This window comes from Pseudomonas sp. Irchel s3a18 (genome assembly GCF_900187535.1).
Lineage (GTDB): Bacteria > Pseudomonadota > Gammaproteobacteria > Pseudomonadales > Pseudomonadaceae > Aquipseudomonas.
Genome location: NZ_FYDV01000003.1, coordinates 402,198 through 418,986, shown reverse-complemented (window position 1 = coordinate 418,986; position 16,789 = coordinate 402,198). Strand labels below are relative to the sequence as shown.

Here is a 16,789-nt window from a genome sequence, read left to right as displayed (position 1 = left end):
GTTAAGTCCTTCCTTCTACTCAGAGCGATTTGTCCCTAACGCCCTCCAGTTCGTTACACCGATCTGTTTCTCGTTCCGGCGTCCTACCGACCAAACGCAGCCCATCCGAACATGAATCCCCACTGCTACGCTGCAAGCACCAAGGAGGACTCTCAATGCCAAACTCTGACCTGCTCCCTTCTCTCCTCTACAAGATCAACGAAAATCAGCTCGCCCTGGAGGCAGCCATCATCCAGACCTTCCATCAACCACCTCAAATAGAACACCGCAAGAAACTGGCAGCTAGTTTTTGTTCATAACATTAGCTGCGCGCTTCTTACAGAATCTTAACCGCCAAACTGCTTTACCGAGCAGCTACAGCTACTCATCAAAAAGTCAACATACTTCCAAAGCAGGATGCTAGAAACGCCATATGCTCTTGTAAACCATATCGGCAATCATATCCGTTCTAGCCAGAGCCTCATCTGGCCCCCAAGATGTCAAGTCGACCAATTCATCTGGCACACTGTAACCAATTGACTGAAGGAATGTGACTTTTTCATTAATTGACTTAGTATTTAATTTACCATTAACCTTTTGATCTAGGAACATCAGATTTCCGATCTGCCCCACATTCCCCTCATTCCAACCATCCTTCATGACAGACTGCGGATGAAGATGCTCTATTGTGAGCTCCTCAAAATCAACGGGATACTTATATGCACAGTGCTCGGAGATCCCTCTCAATACATACCGCACAAGATTTTTCTGCTTTGAGTTGGCATTAGTATATGAAAGCTCTCTAAAGGCAACTTTGAACTCATCAATCGACGGCCTCCTGTCTCTAAGCTTGTCGATCAATGCTGTTATTTCATCTGAGGCCGCCTGAGAGTGCTTGCACTCAAAAAGCTTCCGTGCAAAAGATGAGTACATCGCAGAAATCCCGCCAGAAGAACGAGATGACGTAATAGCCGTGAATAAGAAATGAAATTTCTCAATCGCGCTTAGCGCATCGCGTAGCTTTCCGAACTTTATGATATTGTCTCTATATGCTCGAGCAAGTGAAAGAACCGCTGGAGTTGGTTGAGACACTTTGAAAAGTTGCAGTGCCGCCAGAGAACGGGACGCTTCGCTCTCATTTTTTGTCCACTCATAATTTGGTTCATGTATGGACCTGTAAAGCTTCGCATCTGAAACCAAGGAATCCAAGTACTCTCTTGCCGTGTCCTTAACTATTCTCTTTTTTATAACGGGAAACAGCTTTTTAAGGGGGACCGCCTCATATCTTGACGCCCAATAATGATATATAAACATATCAGTAGACAGGTCTGCCAGGGAATTATGGATAGTCTCAAGGATCTGCCCCCACTTCAGCTTTGCAGTATCTACGGTTCCTTTCGCCTTGAGATGCTTAGTAAAGTGATTTTTCACCAAATCACTCACCGCAAGATCCTTACCTCTGGTATTTAAAGTTTCAAAGATCAGGTACGCGTCATCCTCGTTATCCAACACAACAAATATCAAATTTAGGTTTAGCACAGTATCTCTAATTGATATAAGCTTTTCTATTTTTACTTTTGTTTTATCTTCCTTACTAACCGTAGCATCACGATCAACAGATTCAACTGACTCCTTCACCAAACGCCTAAACAACTGATGCGCTCGTTTAAGATTCTGTTCCTCTGAAAGAACCTTTACGTCAAGTTCAGGGTCACCATATTTTTGAATATGCTCCTGAAAGTACGGGAAAGACGTTTCGGTCTTTAGCACATACTCATTTTTATTATCTCGATCCTTTCTTTCAATAAGTTGATGCAAGCCTTCAGCTGAGTCATTATGCCCTAGAGCATGAAACTCATCCCTCAACACACACAAAAGAATTGTTGTAGTAGTTAGGCGCTGCTGCCCATCAACAACCCCGAAAGATTGTTTGGAGCGCTTATACACCACCATTGAACCAATAAAGTAATCCTCGCCCTTGTTAGCAACTAAATCATTCCAAAAATCATTTATATTTTCATCATCCCAAGAATAAGGACGTTGAAAGCGAGGGATATGAAAATAACTCCCATCTAGCAAGCTTTCGATATCCGTATCTTTTGATTCAATTTTCATGACACCTCCACCCAACACTTTGATTTTTTAGAGTCAAACCTAACAAGCACATTCCAACAAAATACATTAAACGACTTAAATTAGGTAGCCCTAAACATAAGTTGTATCCAGCTATGGCTTTGATCTGCTTTCAGAGGCAGTGGGCAACACATGAGTCGCACGTGTTCCCGCATCGGAAGCTACGCGCCAAAATGAATCTGAATAGAAAATTGAATGATCCATGTGACAATGAAACCTTACTGGATCCATCGCCAGAATTTCTAACCGCTAAAACAACCCTCCCAAAGCTGCCGGCTCCCAGTTCATGATCACCAGTTCTCCGCTGACCTCGGCCTTGCACTGTCGCTGGTTGGTCGTGGTGTAGCGAATATCTAGCGTCTCAAAGTGAAAGCCTTTAAACACCCGGCGGATGTCCGGGTGGTCGTTGATGCTGACCATCACCCTGCCCTTGCAGCGGCGCATGAAGTCAGCCATCCGTTCGTAGTTCTCGAACGGAAAGTCCACGCCATAACCGGCGGTCTGCCAGTACGGCGGGTCCATGTAATGGAAGCTATGCGCTCGGTCGTAGCGCTCAGCGCAGTCCAACCAGGGCAGGTTCTCGACGTAGGTGCCGGACAAGCGTTGCCAGGCGGCCGAGAGGTTTTCTTCGATGCGCAGCAGATTGATCGATGGAGTAGTGGTAGCGGTACCGAAGGTCTGCCCGGAGACCTTGCCGGCGAAGGCATGGTGCTGCAGGTAGAAAAATCGGGCGGCTCGCTGGATGTCGGTAAGAGTTTCCGGGCGGGTCATCTTCTGCCATTCAAACACTTGGCGCGAACTGAGCGCCCATTTGAACTGGCGCACAAATTCCTCCAAGTGGTTCTGCACCACGCGGTACAACGTCACCAGATCGCCATTAATGTCGTTGAGCACTTCGACCGGGGCAGCCTGAGGGCGCATGAAATACAGCGCGGCGCCGCCGGCAAAGACTTCGACGTAACATTCGTGGGGTGGAAACAGTGGGATAAGGCGGTCGGCCAGGCGGCGTTTGCCGCCCATCCAAGGGATGATGGGTGAAGACATAGAGTGCAAGACCTTTGCTGTATAAATAAACAGGTGCTAGGCTCGCTCCGCTTTGTGCACAGAGCAGGAGCCTTGGCGGGACTTGCAGGGACAATCTGCGGGGACGGTGGTCAGGCTGGATGTTGACGCATCCAGCCTGACCGCTCCTTTTACTTCGGGGTTGAAACCACTTCGACTTTAGATTGATCACCCTCCCGGGCCATCAACCTGGCACTTCAAGCACGACTTTCTGCGGCTTCCCTGACGCCTTGGCCTTGCCCTCCTTGCCGCCGTTGCACTCAACCGACACCGTCCAGCCCGACTGGGTGAAGGTGTGATCCACCGACTCCACCAGGTACTCACCATCGAGCCCGCGCTTGAAGCCTTGCGCCTCGATCATGATTTCGGCAAACAGGTCGGTCCGTCCGGGCAGATCGAGGCGTACCGAGGCCGTCGAACGATTGAATGCCGCCAGACGCGCCTTCGCTGCCTCGTCGGCGGCCGTCCGGTCCGGATACAGATGGCGGTCGGTATGCACCGGCGGCATACCTTCCGGCACGTTGGGGTTGTCCAGGTGCGAGACCAGCAGTTCTCCGCTGGCCGGGTCCTGGTACTGGGTGCTGACCCCCTTGTGTGTGCTGCGGTCGCTCAAGCGAAACTGCCAGCGGGTGACATCGCCGCGCTGCAGGGTGATGACCCCCAAGGCCCGGCCGCTCGCGCTCTGCCCGCCCTGCCGCGGCAGGACCAACAGCTTGCCGTCGGCCACCTTGGCAGTGCAGTCGTGTTTCTTGGCCAGGCGGGTGATGAAGTTGAAGTCCGACTCATTCAGTTGATCCATGCGCGGCACGCGGGTGTCGACTGGACAGGACGGCTGCCAGCCATTGCGCGCCGCCACGTCGCCGACGATCTGCGCCAGACTGACGTCTTCCCAGCTGCCACTGCGGGTGCTCTTGCCACTGCCGCGCATGTCGCTGGCCTTGCCGCTGATCACCAGCGTGTCCGGTGGGCCAGAGACCGCCACCTCGTCCACCGTGTAGCGGCCCATGCGGGTCAGGTCGGCGCCGGCATAGCCCAGGTAGATCTCGATACTCGCGCCACGCGCGGGCAGCGCCACCGCCCCGTCGCGGTCGTCGATCCGCAACTCGAACGAGTCCGAAGCCATTCCGGGCCGATCGGCAAGCTGCAGCGAAACCAGCCGATCATTGATCAGGGCAGAAATATCGGCGCCGTCGGCGACGATACGAAAAAGCGGTTGCATAACGACACCTCAGGCAAGAAAAAGCCCGCACTCGGCGGGCTGGGTAACGAGATCAGTCCCACAGCGAAATCACGCTGTCGGTCTCGACCACCAGATCCGGCAGTGTGATCAACACGCCAGCCCGGAACGGTTGTGGCTCATCGGCCAGACCCTGGTTGGCGGCCAGCACCGCCTCGACGCTGCGGTTCAGGTGACCGTAGTAGTGGTGACAGAGGGTATCGAGCAGATCCCCCTCAGCCGTTCTGCAGGTCATCGCCATAACGAACAAACTCCAATGAAAAACCCTGCTTGCGCGGGATCGCCCCGGGCAGCAAGGCGCTTTGCTCTTCTTCGATATTGGTTAGGCACCAGTTACCCAGCACCTCGCCATACCCGGTGGTCAGGTTCAGCGGCAGCAACTTGGCGCCGATGCTGCGCAGCGTATCCAGTTGCTTCAGCCCGCCTTTGAAGCTCGGATAGATCGCGCCCTTGAGAGTGATTTTCTCCTCGCCCAGGCCCACGGCCTGTTGCGCCGGGCGTCGGGTCAGGCGCTCCTGCGCGGCCCAACGAAACGACGTCTGCCGCCGTAGTTCGTCAAACGCCGCAGTGTCCAGGTTGAAGTAATACGGCCGCTCATTGGGCTTGAGCGGATAGATGATCAGCAGGTGCGGAAACGGTTTCACCGCCTCCGGGATCGGCGTCATATCGCCGGCAAACCATTCCGTGGGGAAGATGTTGCCCAACGCAGCATTGGCCTTGCCGGCCACCTTGTTGAACGCCGCGCCAAACCGGTCAATCTGTTCGGTCAGGGCGAAAAAGTGCTCATCAAACTGCGCCAGCGCCCGCTGCGTCTGGTTATAGAGACTGGCCACCTTGCCGATCTTGGCCTGTGCGGAGTTGATCGCGCTCTGCAGCCGTCGGGTCTTGTCGCTCAGGTCTTCGCTGATAAAGGGCAAGCCTTCGATGGCATCCGCCGCACCGCCGATTTCATTGAGCGCGCCATTCATTGGCCCGGTCATCGACTCCAGATCGGTGCGGCCGGCCTCGCCGGCGTCGACCATGTACTTCAACCCACCCTGCAGGTGTTCCAGGTAGGATTTTTCATCCGCCATATCACTTCCTCAGCCAACGTGTGGCGCATCAAACAACTGGCGGGCCCGTGCTTCCCGGGCGAAATCTTCAAACTGACGGCGCAGGTACGGCATCAGCTCCTGGACCAACTGCGCCGGGTCTTTCACATCGCCCTGCACCTGAATGACCGGTGCCGGGGCAAAGGTGAATTTCTGATCGACCTTCGGCCATTCGGGCGGCTTCGCCACGACGGCCGGCATCAGCGCAGCCACCGTAACCGGGACCGCTGGGGTGCTGGCCATCGAGCGCACCACGTCGCCAACCTCTTGGCCAGCGGGCATGGGGAACATGCCGAGCGGTGCTTTTGGCAATGCAGTGGGCGTGTCTGGCCCGCCAAACAACGCCTTGCCCACGGTCGCGCCCAAGTCACTGCCACCCCAGGCCCCAAGCCAGGCGCCGATCGCTCCGCCCACCGCAGTGCCCAGCAGCGGTATGACCGAACCGATGGCCGCACCGGCCGCTGCGCCCGCCAAGCCACCGGCCAGCCCGCCCGCCGCATTGCCATAGCCCTCAGCCTTTTCATCACGGGTGGTCGCGTTCACAGCCGTATCCACCGCTTGAACCCCGGCGGCCAGCACCACCAGCGGCCCAGGGCCCTTCATGAACCGGGTGCCCATGGTCGCCTTGCCTGCCGGGCCTTTGCCCTTTCCGCCCTTCCCTTCTTTACCGTAATCCAGCCCATCACTCCCGACGTCATCCGCATTGGTCACGAATACCCGCTGCACGATGTCGGACTTACCATCGAGCGAACCGCGCGCGATGTTCACCAGCCCTCGGCCAATCGTCAGCGCGGCCCAGGCCTTGCCCAGCACCAACGCCCCGGTGGTCAACCCTGCCAGGCCCAACACCACCTTGGGCGTTTCCTCGGACAGTGCGGTCAAGCCCCGCGCCGCGGTACCGATCCCGCTGGCCAGCGCATCTGTCGCCGGGCGCAGGGCATCACCAATGGCGCGCAGCGAATCGTTGAACGCTTGACCGGTTTCGGCCCAGCGTTGCGACGAGCTCTCGCGGCGCTCGGCCAGGTTCTTGTCGAGAATCTCTTTGCGCTGGCCGTTGGGGTCCGAGGCGTCCTTTTTTAGCTCCGCGTAGAGCTTTTTGTTCTGGGTGTAGGCCATCAGGGCGGTCTTGACCTGCATGTCGGCGAACAGATCGCCGGTGCGCAGGGTCGCAGCCAAGGCATCGGCCATCGCTTGCGCCTTGGCCGGGTCGGTCTCGTGACTGATCTTGGTCAGCCCCTGCTGTAGCTGTTTAGCCTTTTTCGGGTCGGTCTTTTCCACGTACCGGCGCGCCAGTTCGAAACTGGCTTCGAAGGTCGACAGACCCTTGGCAATCGCGGCGTTCATCGAGCCCTGGTAGTCGATCCCGGCATCGGCATAACCTTTGACCGTTTCCCCCGAGCCGATTTTCGCGACCCAGTTTTTCAGGTTGTTCGCCGCCTCATCGGCACTGCCGGCGCTCTTGATCTGCACCTGCAGCATGGCCCCCAACTGGGTGACCGCCTCCTGGCCGGTGATGCCACTGCTGGCCATCTGCGCCAACAGCTCGGGAAACCACTTGGCCATGTCGGCGGCCTCGAAGCTGCCTTGCTGACCCAGCAGCGCGACCGAGGCCAATGCCTGTTCCATTTTCTTGGGATCGGTGATCTTGGCGTTGTTCTGCATCGCCAGAATCATCCTCGCGGTATCGGTGCCAGACGCGCCCTGCCCGACCGCAAACTTCGCAGCCACGGGCGCATATTTCAGCGCCTCGGCCAACTCCATGCCGCCGCCGACCAGTTGGTTCACCAGGTCGGCCACCTGGGTGTTGGCCATGCCGGTGTCATTTGAGGTCTGGACGATGTCCCGGGCGGTGTCGACTTCCTGCTGGGTGTTGGCGGTACCGGACTTGATCGCGATATCGCGCACAATCGCCTGAAAGTCCGCACTGATTTTGGTCGGTACTGCGGCCAGGGTGGTACCGGCCACCGCCGTGCCGATCCCGCTGCGCAGGCTTTCCCGCCCCTCCTCGACCTGGCCCATGCCTTTGGCCTTGAACTCGGCGCTGCGCACCACCTTGCCCAGCGCCAGGTACTCCTGACGCAGACGCCCGACCTCAATGCCCTGCTTGCGCAGGCTGTTGTTATTGGCTTCCAGTTTGCGCAACAAGGCGTCGGCATTCGCCGCCCCGCTGTCGTGGGCCTTTTTCCATTCATCGCTCAGACGCATGGTCTCGCCGATGACTTTCTGCAAGCCCTTGGCGCGGGTGGTTTGCGCCTCGAGCTTTTTCATTTCGCCGCTGACATTCTTGAAAGCGGCGCCGAGGGATGAATCGACGGCGCCGCCAATCACCAGCCCGAGTGAGAGTTTGTTCGCCATGGGGGTTACCTGTGTGCGACGGGGATCGGCTCAATCCGTGAGCCACCAGACCATCTCGGAAAACGACAGCCCCTGAATCTCCGCTGCCGAAAAATTCAGCTCGACGGCCAAGCGCTTGGCCAGGGTCTTCTGCAACCTGGGGTTAAACCCCGTCGTCTGCTCCCAGACGAAAATAGGCGGTCTGCAGACGACGGTAATCGCGCATCAACAGCCCCTCCAGATCACCACGACCGATGCTTGCCAGGCTCGAGAACAAGACCATTTCCTGTTCTTCTTCGTTGCTACCGCCCTGCAAGGTGGCGGCGCGCATCTCGCGCACCGTCGGCTCACGCAGGGTCAGCTTGTCGACCTGAATGCCGTTGGCCTGACTCGGCCGGGACAGGATGACGGTGGCAATGCCGCTGCCCAGTTGCAGCCACTTGGGCAGGAGGTTTTCTTTATCGTTGCTCATACTGTTGCTCCTTACATGCCCAGGGCAGACCGCACGGCGGCCAGGTGATCGGTGCCATCGACGACGCGGATCGAGTTGAGAGGATCGATTTCAAACATCACGCTGCCGTCGATTTCCAGCTTGTAGTAGGTCCCGGCAACGGCGTACTTGAACTCACCTTTTTCACCGGGTTTCCACTCCCCGGGATCGACTTCCTTGAGGCTGCCACGCAGGGTGGCGACCACCGATTTCACCGCGCCTTTCTGGCCCTTGAACGCGCCGCGGAACGAGGCGTTAAATCCTGTCAGGTCGGCCTGACCGAAGAACTTCAGCACCTCGCGGCGCACGCCGTTGGTGGTGAAGCTGGCCTCCAGCTTCTCGGTGCCCATGTCGATCTCCACCGCTGCATCCATGCCGCCGGCACGGTACTCGTCGGTCTTGAGGGTCAGCTTGGGCAGGGTCAGGCTCGGTACGTCGCCCTGCAGGCTGATGCCGTCGACGAACAGGTTGGTGTTGTAGAGCACTTCAGGAATCATTGGTCAGCCTCCTTAGGCAGCGGTATCAAGCACTTCAGTGATCCACTGATCGGTCACCTCCACGCGGAAATTCGGGTTTTCGGCCGGCGGTACGTCGGTGAAGCGGATGTTCCAATACACCTTGCCCTCGCTGAGCTCACTGGAGGTGTTCAGCTCTTCGTCGGCATACACCTCGAAGTTGATGATCGCGCCCTGGTTCTTCAGGTCGCGCATGAACGCCTGTAGGCCTTCGGTCACGTCCTTGACGTAGGTGGCGGTGATCGAGCGGTCGACCGCCCATTTGTGCGCGTAGAGGATGGCGTCCATGACGATATCCAGGGTGCGCACGCGGGTAACGAACTTCCATTTCGGATCGCTAGACAGCGTGCGGTTGCCCCACAGGCGATAGCCGTCGTCCCGGATGATCGTGGCGATGTTGGCGTTGTTCAGCAGGTTGGCCCGGCAGGACGGATCACCGTCGAGAAACTCCACCGGTCGCGTGGTGCCGGTGATGCCGACAAACTCCTTGTTCGACGGCGAGGCCCAAAAGCCATAGGTGGCGTCGGTCCAGGCAAACAGACCCGCGGCCCAGGCCGAAGCCGGCGCGTTGATCGTGGCACTGGTCTTGGTGTCCCAAAACTGCACGCCCGGGTCGACCATGTACGCGTGTTTGCTGCCGAAGTTGCCGGCGTATTCGATGGCGGCTTCGTCGGTGGTGTTCGGCCCGTCGATGATGGCCATCGCTCGCAACTTGTCGCCCAGCGCCACCAGCTCGGTGGCCACCGCCAGCGTCGCCGAGTACTGCGGGGTCACCAACAAGCGCGGCTGGGCGTTGAACTTGCTTTTGCCATCGAGCAACGCCTGCATACCGGTACGGGTACCGTCGGCCCAGACCCCGCCAATGATCGCCGACAGTTGTTCAGCCGGATCCTCCAGTAGCGGCACGCCGACGGCGACAATCACCGCCTTGGCCCGGGCAAAAATCGCCTTGCAGTCCTGGGTGATCGCTGCGTCCGGTCCCCAGGCCGCCACCGCTTCGCTTTCGCGGGTGATCAGCAGCAGCTCGTTGGGCTCGGCCGATGCTGCGGGTGCCACGGTGAAGGTGTTGCACAGGCCGATGATCGACGCTGAAGGGGTTGCGATATGCCGGGCTCCGGTGTCCACCAGGGTCACGGTGACGCCGTGAAAGAAACTCATAGAGTGATGCTCCAGAAACGAAAAGGCCCCGCATAAGCGAGGCCGTGGGGGTGTTCTATGTGATGGGTTACGGGGTCAATGGAACCGGTTTGACCGGCCACTCAATCGTTCGTGGCCAACCGGGTTGTTGCGGCACTTCACTGAGCTCGATGCGGTAGAACTTCCAGGCACTCAACTGCTCGACCTGCTCTTCGGTGGCCACACCCAGATCGACCGCGTCCTGCAGCGGTGCCACCGCCAGACCTGCGTCCTGCATCAGCCGCTTCAGCTGGGAGCGCGCGGCGGGCAACAAGGCCGCGTCCGAGGGCGGTTCATAGGCTGCAATCTCGCCAAAGTCGCCAGCGACCGCGCGCAGGTAGATCTCCGGCCCGTAGTCGGTCGAATCATCCGGTGTTGCGGTGAACGGCAGGGCACCGTGCGCCACGGCCACCAGCAGCAGGTTGATCGCGGTGTGCTCGGCATTCGCCCATTGCGGGTTCAGCACATCGGTGTATTTCATCAAGCCACCCTCAAGCAAATAACTGCAGAGTCGTCATCCGTGCCATCGGCGTTTTGCAGGCCGCCCATCAGCATCCAGCTGCCGCCCGGATTGCCATGAGACGACTGCGCGCCCACATCGGTAAAGACCAGGTTTCCACCGGCTACCAAGGTACCGGGGGTAGTTGCGCCACCGCCACTGACGCGAAACAGGCCATAGCTCCCGACATGACCAGCAATGAACCCGACAACCGCGTTGCGTACTTTCTCCACGCCGTAGTAGTCAGTCCAGATCGCACCCAGGTCGAGCGCATCGACAGTGCAATACAACTGGCCTAAAGCAGCCCAACCTATTTTTACAATGCTGCCGGAAATTTGATTGATGCCTGTACCTTGCTGCACAGGCGTGAAACCCAATGCCGATTGGTAGGCCGCAGGGTTAAAGTTGGCCGTGTTCCAGTTCGTCACCCACGCTCCCCAACCTGCACCGCCGATGATGCAGCCCCGTGTATAGACAGTGCCGGCCTGGTTGTTGATGATCATTTGAGTGACAACGTCTTGCGCGACCATCACCAGCATGGGCGAATATTCGCCGCCTACAGGTACATGAGGCCCTGTATTCACCCGATAGAGGCCAGCTTCCGTAACGATATCGAGGTCAGTGCCATCGGGGACGACGATCCCGCCGCGGCCCCAGCCATAGGCACCGGTGAGCAACACATGGCCCGACGTGTCGTCGACTGGCGATGTTTGTTTCGTGAGATTGCTGGAGTCCCACAGGATCTGCCAGTCACCCCATATCCCCGTGGCAAAATCCCCGGTGCGGTACCGGTAGTGCGTCGGGCTGTTGGCTACTCGTGCCTCCTGATAAGCCAGATTGCCGAAGGAGCGCTCGACATGGATCGCCAGACCGTGGCTACCGCTGGGGATGTCCGGACGGTTCAGGGTGTCGGCAACAAACGTATAGGTGCCACCGACCTGAGCCGCGTTGAAGTCATCGCCTGGCAAATTGGGCGCTACACCGCCCACGCCGAAAGCACCATTGAGCAGCACGCGGCCCGCCGAGGCATCTGTGGTGTTCGCTTGTTTGACCAGTGAGCCACTGTCCCACTGGGTTTTCCAGGCGGACCAGGTCGCGCCAGAAGCACTGCCACCGCGGGTGAACAAAACCCCGGTGCTGTACTGAATGATCAACTGCAGCGTCACGTCGCGACCCACACCGACAATCATGACCGAGTTGGTTAGGCCAGCGGGACCATGTGTTGGCGTGCCTTCAATACGATAAAACCCGGCAGTGCGGATGGTGTTGAGGTCGGTACCGGCCACCAGGCTGATACCCGCCCCGCCCAAGCCGAAGGCCCCCACCTTCATCAGCGCATCCACCGTGGCATCGTCCAGATCGGTTTGCACATCCGCGGTGGCGGCGGTGCCCAGCCCAAGGTTGTCGCGCGCTTCAGCCACATCTTCGACATCGGCAAGGTTCTCACTCACCGCCAGGGCATCGGTGATGCCATAGCCGTCGAGGGTGGTCGGGTTGGTACCGGCGATCACTCGCCCGAGGGTATCCACGGTAACGCTGCGATAGGTGCCGGCGCTGACCCCGCTGGCCCCGGCGATCATCTCGAACTGCAAGCCGGTGGTCCCCAGAGTCATCGGCGCGTCGGTGACCAGCTGCCAGAGGCTGTCGCCGTGGGCGGTGCCCTGTTCCACATGGATGAACAGCCCCGGCGTTACCTCCAGACTGTTGTCGGCATCCGCCGCCCGGAGCCACGCCTCGGTGCTGACCACGTAGATACCGTTGTCTTCAGCCTGCGCCTGCGCGGTCACCAGCACCCGGTCACCGACGACCAAGGCCACACCATCGACGGTCTGCACATTGTTCAGGGTAATGGCGGCCGTGGCGGCAACCCGCGCTGACTGCTTGTAATCGAGCTTGGCCAGCGCTTCGCTGATCGCCGTGTCGACGTACTCACGGGTAGCCAGCACCACGGCCGGATCGATCTTCAGCACGATGTTCGCCGAGCTGCTGACGATGAAGTTCATCCGCACCACTTGGGTCTTGCCGGTGCCCTGGGCCAACAGCGGCTTATAGCTCGGCGCACAGTTGGCCACCGCCACCAGATCGCCGTCGACGTCGTACAGGCCGATCTCGCGGATCCACTCCCCGCCGACCTCTGGCGGAATGATCTGCTCGGTGATCACGGTGTTGGGGTTGGCCGGATCGACCCGGATCTGGTTGATCGGCGCGCGGCGCCATTCGTTGATCAGCTGGGTTTGCAGGCGGTCGGGAATCGGGTCGGTGCCGTTGGCATCGCCCAGGCCCATCTCGGTAAACATCCAGTCCAGGCCCATGGCGATGGCATTGGCATGCTTGGCTTCGCCCACCGCGGTGAGGATGGCAAAAAACTGACTGCTCTTATCAATCATAGGGATAAACGTCCAAAGTATCGGTTTCATCGACGCAGAGCGCCGGGCCCAAGGCGCCGGTCACATCGATGTCCTGCGGATCTGGTGGGTACACATCGATCTCTTCGCCCTCGTAGACACACACAGCGATATCGAGCACGCCCTGGGTCTGCAGGCTGATGGCCAGATTGGTCATGTGCCGACTGACCGGGCGGGCGTCGTCGATCAGCCAGGCCAGCTCCTCGTACAGTTCCTCGGTGATCCCGGCATCGTTGAGGCCGACCTCCAAGGCAAAGGTACCGGGCACGCCTTCTGGCACGGTGTCGAACCACTCCACCACGTCGATCAGGTAACCCAAGGGTTCGATCACCCGGCGCAACGAACCGATGGTGCCCTTGCGGGCATGCACGTCGTACGCTGAACGAATCGCCGAGCGCTTGGCCTCCGGCAACCAGGAGTTGTTCCAGCGGTCCACTGACCAGGCCCAGGCCAGGTACGGCAACAAGTGTTCGGGACAGGTGTCGGCGTTGTACAAGCTGCGCAGGGGGATCAGCGTGTCTTCGTAGTTCGCGGCCTCCAGGGCCAGCTCCAACGGGGTGCTGTTGAGCGGCAACAAACTGCTCATGTCAGGCCCCCAGCACTACGCTATAGCCGGTGCAATACGCCGCCTCGGCCTTGCTTGGCTTGAGGTCGGTCCAGTCCAGCAACTCGACCCGAGCAATCCCGGGAATGTGCAACTGCGCATCGATGCCCGAGCGCGCCACCTCCAACCCCAGACGGCGCCGCGGGTTGATCCATTCGCTCAGGCGTTTCTGGCTTTCGGCCAAGTAGGCCTCGTTTTCCGGGCCGGGGGCTTGCGGGTACAACACCGCCTCGATGCGATAGTCGATGACCACCGCGCTTTGCACCGTGAGCCGGTCGGCCACCGGCCGCACATCTTCGTCATTGAGGTGCAGCTGGACCTGCTCGAGCAGTTCGGGCGAGGCGGCGCCACTGCCTTCAAGACTGAGCACCGTAACCACCACCACGGCCGGCGACGGGCTTTCGGCCGTGGCATCGGCCACCAGGCCCGAGGCGTTGCGTGCGTGCAGGATGTAACTGTTACGCGGCCCGGCGGTGGTCAGGCCTTCATACGACAACTGAACCCGCTCGCGCAGGGCATCGTCCTCCTCGAGCACCTGCGGCGTCGGTGGCACTGTGCTGAGGTCTTCGGCCTGAATCACCAGGCGCTGTAGGTTGACGTTCGCGGCCAGATGATCAAGGTCGGCACGCTCGGCGTGGGCCAACAGCAAGGCCTTGCCCGCGTCGTTGACCCGCGCCCGGTTCTGCAAGGCGCCATACGCGGCCTGCTCGATCAGCTTGAGCACCGGATCGCTCTCCAGCTCCGCGGTCCAGTTGTCACCCATGCTCAGGCGGAAGGCTTCCAGCTTCTCCTGGTAGACCGCTTCAAAGTCCAGGTCTTCCAGCACTTGCGGCGGCGGCAGTGCCGCCAGCTCCATGGTCATGCGGACACCTCCAATGACACTTCACTGCCCAGGTACTGCCCGGTCAGCTCGAACGTGATACGCCCCTCCAGGATGGCCACGGCACGCACCCGCCCCAGTTTCAGACGCGGCTCCCAACGGCCCAGGGTGCTGGCCACCTCCGCTTGCACCGCACTCTTCCAGCCGTCATTCACCGGCAGGTCGACAAAGCGGCGCAGCTTGCTGCCGTAGTCCGGGCGCATCCGCCGGCTGCCCAGCGGGGTGGACAGAATGTCCTCGATGGACTGGCGCAGGTGATCGATGCCGGAGATGAGCTGACCGGTGCGGCGGTCCAGTCCGATCATCTCGATCAGCCCTCGACCGCGACAAAGTCCTTACGGCCGCGCAAATACTCGAGCGCGACCGTATCGTCTGACGCGACCGCGACCTGCCCCTTGGCCACACGCAAGGTGCGCTCGCCTTCGGGCAGGATCAGTACCCGCGAGGTGTAGAGCGTGTCGCGAAAAATACTCAACGTGGCCGGAACCGGCTCATCGGTCGTCGCTGAAACTTCCTTGGTTTTACTGGTCATGGTTTTCTCCAGGAATAAAAAGGCCCGCACGCAGCGGGCTGTCAGTGAACGATGTCGGGTTAGTGCGAATGGTGGTTGCTGTTACCGCCGGCATCCATGATCGTGCCGGCGCCGTTGATGTCGCCGGACACGCTCAATGCGCCGTCGATAGTCACTTCACCGAGCAGCGTGATCTGGCTCGCAGCCACCCGGACTTGATCCGGTGTCACTTCGAACAACGCCTCACCGACCTTGATCGTCGCGCTGCTGCCGTTAGGCAAGTCGATGCTGTAACTGCCGGCGCTCCAGTCGTAGATCAGCGAGCCGCCATCGTCGAAGTACCAGGCCTCGACGTGATCGCGATTATCCGGCGGCGCCCCGGCATTGCCATACAGCCCCGGGATGAAGGTGCCCATCGCCGGGTCACCGCTGGGGCTGAACAACACACCCTGCTCCCCCGCGCTCGGCGCCCGCCAGTGACGCGCCTTGCCGGCGGCCAAACTGTGCCAGCGCACCCAGGCACTGACCCAGGTGCCGGCCTTGACCCGCACTCGGCCGGCAATCAGATCGACGCCGACCACCACGCAGGGCAGCAGCATGGCGGCGATCATCCGGTCGTGTTCAGCGCTGGGGTATCCCATGCCAGATCCTCCGGCTGAAAGTAGTGATCCTCGTTGCCGGTACCGGTACAACCGTCGACGTTCAGGTACAGGGTGCCCGGGGGTTCGTTCGGCCATAGCCACTCGGTTTCGCCGACCTGGAACACTTGCTTCCATTCGACGATCCACACCACGAACTGCGCCAGCTCGGGCATCGACTCGTCCGGAAAGGCACGAACGTCTTGCACCTCCTCGACAAAGTCCAACCCCCAATACTGCCCGCGCAGGATCTTGCTGATCTCGGTTGCCAAGATGGCCGCCTGCAACGCGGCTTTACTGATCGTCGAATCGACCATGATGCATACCTGGAAGCGGCCGTTCAGGGAGGTCTTGCCACTACCCGTGTCCGGCGCCTCGCCGATTTCCGTCAAGGCAAACAACACCGCCGGCAAACCCACTTCTGCATCCAGCTCGGGAAACGCCTCGACGCTGACCACCGACGGTAAGCCCGCCTTGAAGGTCGCCTCTATCGCATTGTGTAAGGTCGTCAGCTCATCCATTGTTCAAACTCAGTATGAAGGCGACCATACCGGCACCGTCCGGTTCGCGCTTGCTCACCTTGTAACGGCCGCCACCCTGCTCGGCCGGCAGATCGATGGTCAGAAAGCTGTCTTTCTCGATCCCCGCCGCATCCACCACCCGCGCGGTGAAGGTAGGGGCCAGCACGTTATCGGTGACGATGGCATTGCCCAGGCGCACGCTCTTCGATTTGCCACCCACGTCTGCGCCGACAAAGGGCGAGAGGAACGCACCGAACAGCGCCACCCCATCGGACTTGATCGCCCGGTCGCCCAAGCGATCAACCAACACCGCATCCATCCGCGCCGTGATGTCGCGAAAGCGGCTCAGGCCCGTCACTGAATCAACAACGCTTCGGCAATCCCGCCGACCGGGGCACTCAGCAATTTGCCGAACGGCACTGTGTCACCGGTGGCCGTGAGCGGATCGACCAGCACACCACCCTGCAGCGCCACCTTCTGCCCTTGCCGCAACGCCGCATCCGCGGCCAAGCGCCAGACACCGCCGATATGGCCCACCAAGACGTCACCCTCGACGCCACTGGCCATAGGGATAAGCACCAGATCCACCAACACCAGCGGCACACCCGCCGTCGCCCCACCTGCCGGGGCGACAAAGGTCACCGTCTCGCCGGCACCCGAGTAATTCTTGGACATGCGTATTTCTCCTGTGCAGAAAAAACAAACCCCGCACGC

20 protein-coding genes are annotated in these 16,789 nt (G+C 59.8%); 1 reads left to right on the top strand and 19 read right to left on the bottom strand.

The genetic code is table 11. The annotated features are described in order from the left end of the window. Window positions 1–155 precede the first annotated feature (155 nt). On the top strand, window positions 156–299 hold the full coding sequence (locus tag CKW29_RS25720; RefSeq protein ID WP_159950252.1) for a hypothetical protein: 144 nt from the start codon (window positions 156–158) through the stop codon (window positions 297–299). Between the two features lie 100 nt (window positions 300–399). Here the strand turns inward: CKW29_RS25720 and CKW29_RS07090 are convergent, their stop codons facing one another. From CKW29_RS07090 to CKW29_RS07000, 19 genes are all read right to left on the bottom strand, one after another. After that, window positions 400–2,094, bottom strand: a complete 1,695-nt coding sequence (locus CKW29_RS07090; protein ID WP_095148176.1) for a DUF262 domain-containing protein — start codon at window positions 2,092–2,094, stop codon at window positions 400–402. A 267-nt stretch (window positions 2,095–2,361) separates the two neighbouring features. After that, complete coding sequence (locus tag CKW29_RS07085) at window positions 2,362–3,156, bottom strand: DNA adenine methylase (RefSeq protein ID WP_095148175.1); 795 nt, start codon at window positions 3,154–3,156, stop codon at window positions 2,362–2,364. A gap of 202 nt (window positions 3,157–3,358) precedes the next feature. Beyond that, window positions 3,359–4,393 carry a phage late control D family protein gene (locus CKW29_RS07080; RefSeq protein ID WP_095148174.1) on the bottom strand — a complete coding sequence of 345 codons (1,035 nt, stop codon included), beginning with the start codon at window positions 4,391–4,393 and terminating at the stop codon, window positions 3,359–3,361. Window positions 4,394–4,445: 52 nt separating this feature from the next. Then, window positions 4,446–4,652, bottom strand: a complete 207-nt coding sequence (locus CKW29_RS07075; protein WP_095148201.1) for a tail protein X — start codon at window positions 4,650–4,652, stop codon at window positions 4,446–4,448. Next, on the bottom strand, window positions 4,627–5,484 hold the full coding sequence (locus CKW29_RS07070) for a phage tail protein (protein WP_095148173.1): 858 nt from the start codon (window positions 5,482–5,484) through the stop codon (window positions 4,627–4,629). Before CKW29_RS07070 ends, CKW29_RS07075 begins: the two co-directional genes overlap by 26 nt. A 9-nt stretch (window positions 5,485–5,493) precedes the next feature. Then, window positions 5,494–7,857, bottom strand: a complete 2,364-nt coding sequence (locus CKW29_RS07065) for a phage tail tape measure protein (protein ID WP_095148172.1) — start codon at window positions 7,855–7,857, stop codon at window positions 5,494–5,496. 142 nt (window positions 7,858–7,999) lie between these two features. Next, window positions 8,000–8,308, bottom strand: a complete 309-nt coding sequence (locus tag CKW29_RS07060) for a phage tail assembly protein (RefSeq protein WP_095148171.1) — start codon at window positions 8,306–8,308, stop codon at window positions 8,000–8,002. Window positions 8,309–8,319: 11 nt separating this feature from the next. Then, complete coding sequence (locus tag CKW29_RS07055) at window positions 8,320–8,823, bottom strand: phage major tail tube protein (protein ID WP_095148170.1); 504 nt, start codon at window positions 8,821–8,823, stop codon at window positions 8,320–8,322. Window positions 8,824–8,835: 12 nt separating this feature from the next. Further along, window positions 8,836–9,999 carry a phage tail sheath family protein gene (locus tag CKW29_RS07050; protein ID WP_095148169.1) on the bottom strand — a complete coding sequence of 388 codons (1,164 nt, stop codon included), beginning with the start codon at window positions 9,997–9,999 and terminating at the stop codon, window positions 8,836–8,838. 67 nt (window positions 10,000–10,066) lie between these two features. Further along, window positions 10,067–10,498, bottom strand: coding sequence for a tail fiber assembly protein (locus CKW29_RS07045; protein WP_095148168.1), 432 nt, complete (start codon window positions 10,496–10,498; stop codon window positions 10,067–10,069). Next, window positions 10,498–12,903, bottom strand: coding sequence for a phage tail protein (locus tag CKW29_RS26260; protein ID WP_095148167.1), 2,406 nt, complete (start codon window positions 12,901–12,903; stop codon window positions 10,498–10,500). The genes CKW29_RS07045 and CKW29_RS26260 overlap by 1 nt, the downstream gene beginning before the upstream one ends. Next, entirely contained in the window at window positions 12,896–13,507 is a 612-nt protein-coding gene (locus tag CKW29_RS07035) for a phage tail protein I (RefSeq protein ID WP_095148166.1), read from the bottom strand. Before CKW29_RS07035 ends, CKW29_RS26260 begins: the two co-directional genes overlap by 8 nt. Window position 13,508: 1 nt before the next feature. Beyond that, on the bottom strand, window positions 13,509–14,387 hold the full coding sequence (locus CKW29_RS07030; protein WP_095148165.1) for a baseplate J/gp47 family protein: 879 nt from the start codon (window positions 14,385–14,387) through the stop codon (window positions 13,509–13,511). After that, window positions 14,384–14,710: a GPW/gp25 family protein gene (locus CKW29_RS07025; protein ID WP_095148164.1), complete on the bottom strand. Its 327-nt coding sequence runs from the start codon at window positions 14,708–14,710 to the stop codon at window positions 14,384–14,386. The genes CKW29_RS07030 and CKW29_RS07025 overlap by 4 nt, the downstream gene beginning before the upstream one ends. A 5-nt stretch (window positions 14,711–14,715) precedes the next feature. Then, on the bottom strand, window positions 14,716–14,937 hold the full coding sequence (locus tag CKW29_RS07020; protein WP_095148163.1) for a hypothetical protein: 222 nt from the start codon (window positions 14,935–14,937) through the stop codon (window positions 14,716–14,718). A 59-nt stretch (window positions 14,938–14,996) separates the two neighbouring features. Then, window positions 14,997–15,557 (bottom strand): phage baseplate assembly protein V, encoded by a 561-nt coding sequence (locus CKW29_RS07015; protein WP_095148162.1) that lies wholly within the window; start codon window positions 15,555–15,557, stop codon window positions 14,997–14,999. Continuing rightward, on the bottom strand, window positions 15,524–16,075 hold the full coding sequence (locus CKW29_RS07010; RefSeq protein WP_095148161.1) for a hypothetical protein: 552 nt from the start codon (window positions 16,073–16,075) through the stop codon (window positions 15,524–15,526). Before CKW29_RS07010 ends, CKW29_RS07015 begins: the two co-directional genes overlap by 34 nt. Then, window positions 16,068–16,433, bottom strand: a complete 366-nt coding sequence (locus CKW29_RS07005; RefSeq protein WP_095148160.1) for a hypothetical protein — start codon at window positions 16,431–16,433, stop codon at window positions 16,068–16,070. The genes CKW29_RS07010 and CKW29_RS07005 overlap by 8 nt, the downstream gene beginning before the upstream one ends. Next, window positions 16,430–16,750, bottom strand: a complete 321-nt coding sequence (locus CKW29_RS07000) for a capsid cement protein (RefSeq protein WP_095148159.1) — start codon at window positions 16,748–16,750, stop codon at window positions 16,430–16,432. The genes CKW29_RS07005 and CKW29_RS07000 overlap by 4 nt, the downstream gene beginning before the upstream one ends. Window positions 16,751–16,789: the final 39 nt, after the last annotated feature.

What these genes read in the sequence shown, in the direction of transcription:
- CKW29_RS25720 (WP_159950252.1), top strand. Translation starts at nt 156, where the DNA reads ATGCCAAACTCTGACCTGCTCCCTTCTCTCCTCTACAAGATCAACGAA.
- CKW29_RS07090 (WP_095148176.1), bottom strand. Translation starts at nt 2,094, where the DNA reads ATGAAAATTGAATCAAAAGATACGGATATCGAAAGCTTGCTAGATGGG.
- CKW29_RS07085 (WP_095148175.1), bottom strand. Translation starts at nt 3,156, where the DNA reads ATGTCTTCACCCATCATCCCTTGGATGGGCGGCAAACGCCGCCTGGCC.
- CKW29_RS07080 (WP_095148174.1), bottom strand. Translation starts at nt 4,393, where the DNA reads ATGCAACCGCTTTTTCGTATCGTCGCCGACGGCGCCGATATTTCTGCC.
- CKW29_RS07075 (WP_095148201.1), bottom strand. Translation starts at nt 4,652, where the DNA reads ATGGCGATGACCTGCAGAACGGCTGAGGGGGATCTGCTCGATACCCTC.
- CKW29_RS07070 (WP_095148173.1), bottom strand. Translation starts at nt 5,484, where the DNA reads ATGGCGGATGAAAAATCCTACCTGGAACACCTGCAGGGTGGGTTGAAG.
- CKW29_RS07065 (WP_095148172.1), bottom strand. Translation starts at nt 7,857, where the DNA reads ATGGCGAACAAACTCTCACTCGGGCTGGTGATTGGCGGCGCCGTCGAT.
- CKW29_RS07060 (WP_095148171.1), bottom strand. Translation starts at nt 8,308, where the DNA reads ATGAGCAACGATAAAGAAAACCTCCTGCCCAAGTGGCTGCAACTGGGC.
- CKW29_RS07055 (WP_095148170.1), bottom strand. Translation starts at nt 8,823, where the DNA reads ATGATTCCTGAAGTGCTCTACAACACCAACCTGTTCGTCGACGGCATC.
- CKW29_RS07050 (WP_095148169.1), bottom strand. Translation starts at nt 9,999, where the DNA reads ATGAGTTTCTTTCACGGCGTCACCGTGACCCTGGTGGACACCGGAGCC.
- CKW29_RS07045 (WP_095148168.1), bottom strand. Translation starts at nt 10,498, where the DNA reads ATGAAATACACCGATGTGCTGAACCCGCAATGGGCGAATGCCGAGCAC.
- CKW29_RS26260 (WP_095148167.1), bottom strand. Translation starts at nt 12,903, where the DNA reads ATGATTGATAAGAGCAGTCAGTTTTTTGCCATCCTCACCGCGGTGGGC.
- CKW29_RS07035 (WP_095148166.1), bottom strand. Translation starts at nt 13,507, where the DNA reads ATGAGCAGTTTGTTGCCGCTCAACAGCACCCCGTTGGAGCTGGCCCTG.
- CKW29_RS07030 (WP_095148165.1), bottom strand. Translation starts at nt 14,387, where the DNA reads ATGACCATGGAGCTGGCGGCACTGCCGCCGCCGCAAGTGCTGGAAGAC.
- CKW29_RS07025 (WP_095148164.1), bottom strand. Translation starts at nt 14,710, where the DNA reads ATGATCGGACTGGACCGCCGCACCGGTCAGCTCATCTCCGGCATCGAT.
- CKW29_RS07020 (WP_095148163.1), bottom strand. Translation starts at nt 14,937, where the DNA reads ATGACCAGTAAAACCAAGGAAGTTTCAGCGACGACCGATGAGCCGGTT.
- CKW29_RS07015 (WP_095148162.1), bottom strand. Translation starts at nt 15,557, where the DNA reads ATGGGATACCCCAGCGCTGAACACGACCGGATGATCGCCGCCATGCTG.
- CKW29_RS07010 (WP_095148161.1), bottom strand. Translation starts at nt 16,075, where the DNA reads ATGGATGAGCTGACGACCTTACACAATGCGATAGAGGCGACCTTCAAG.
- CKW29_RS07000 (WP_095148159.1), bottom strand. Translation starts at nt 16,750, where the DNA reads ATGTCCAAGAATTACTCGGGTGCCGGCGAGACGGTGACCTTTGTCGCC.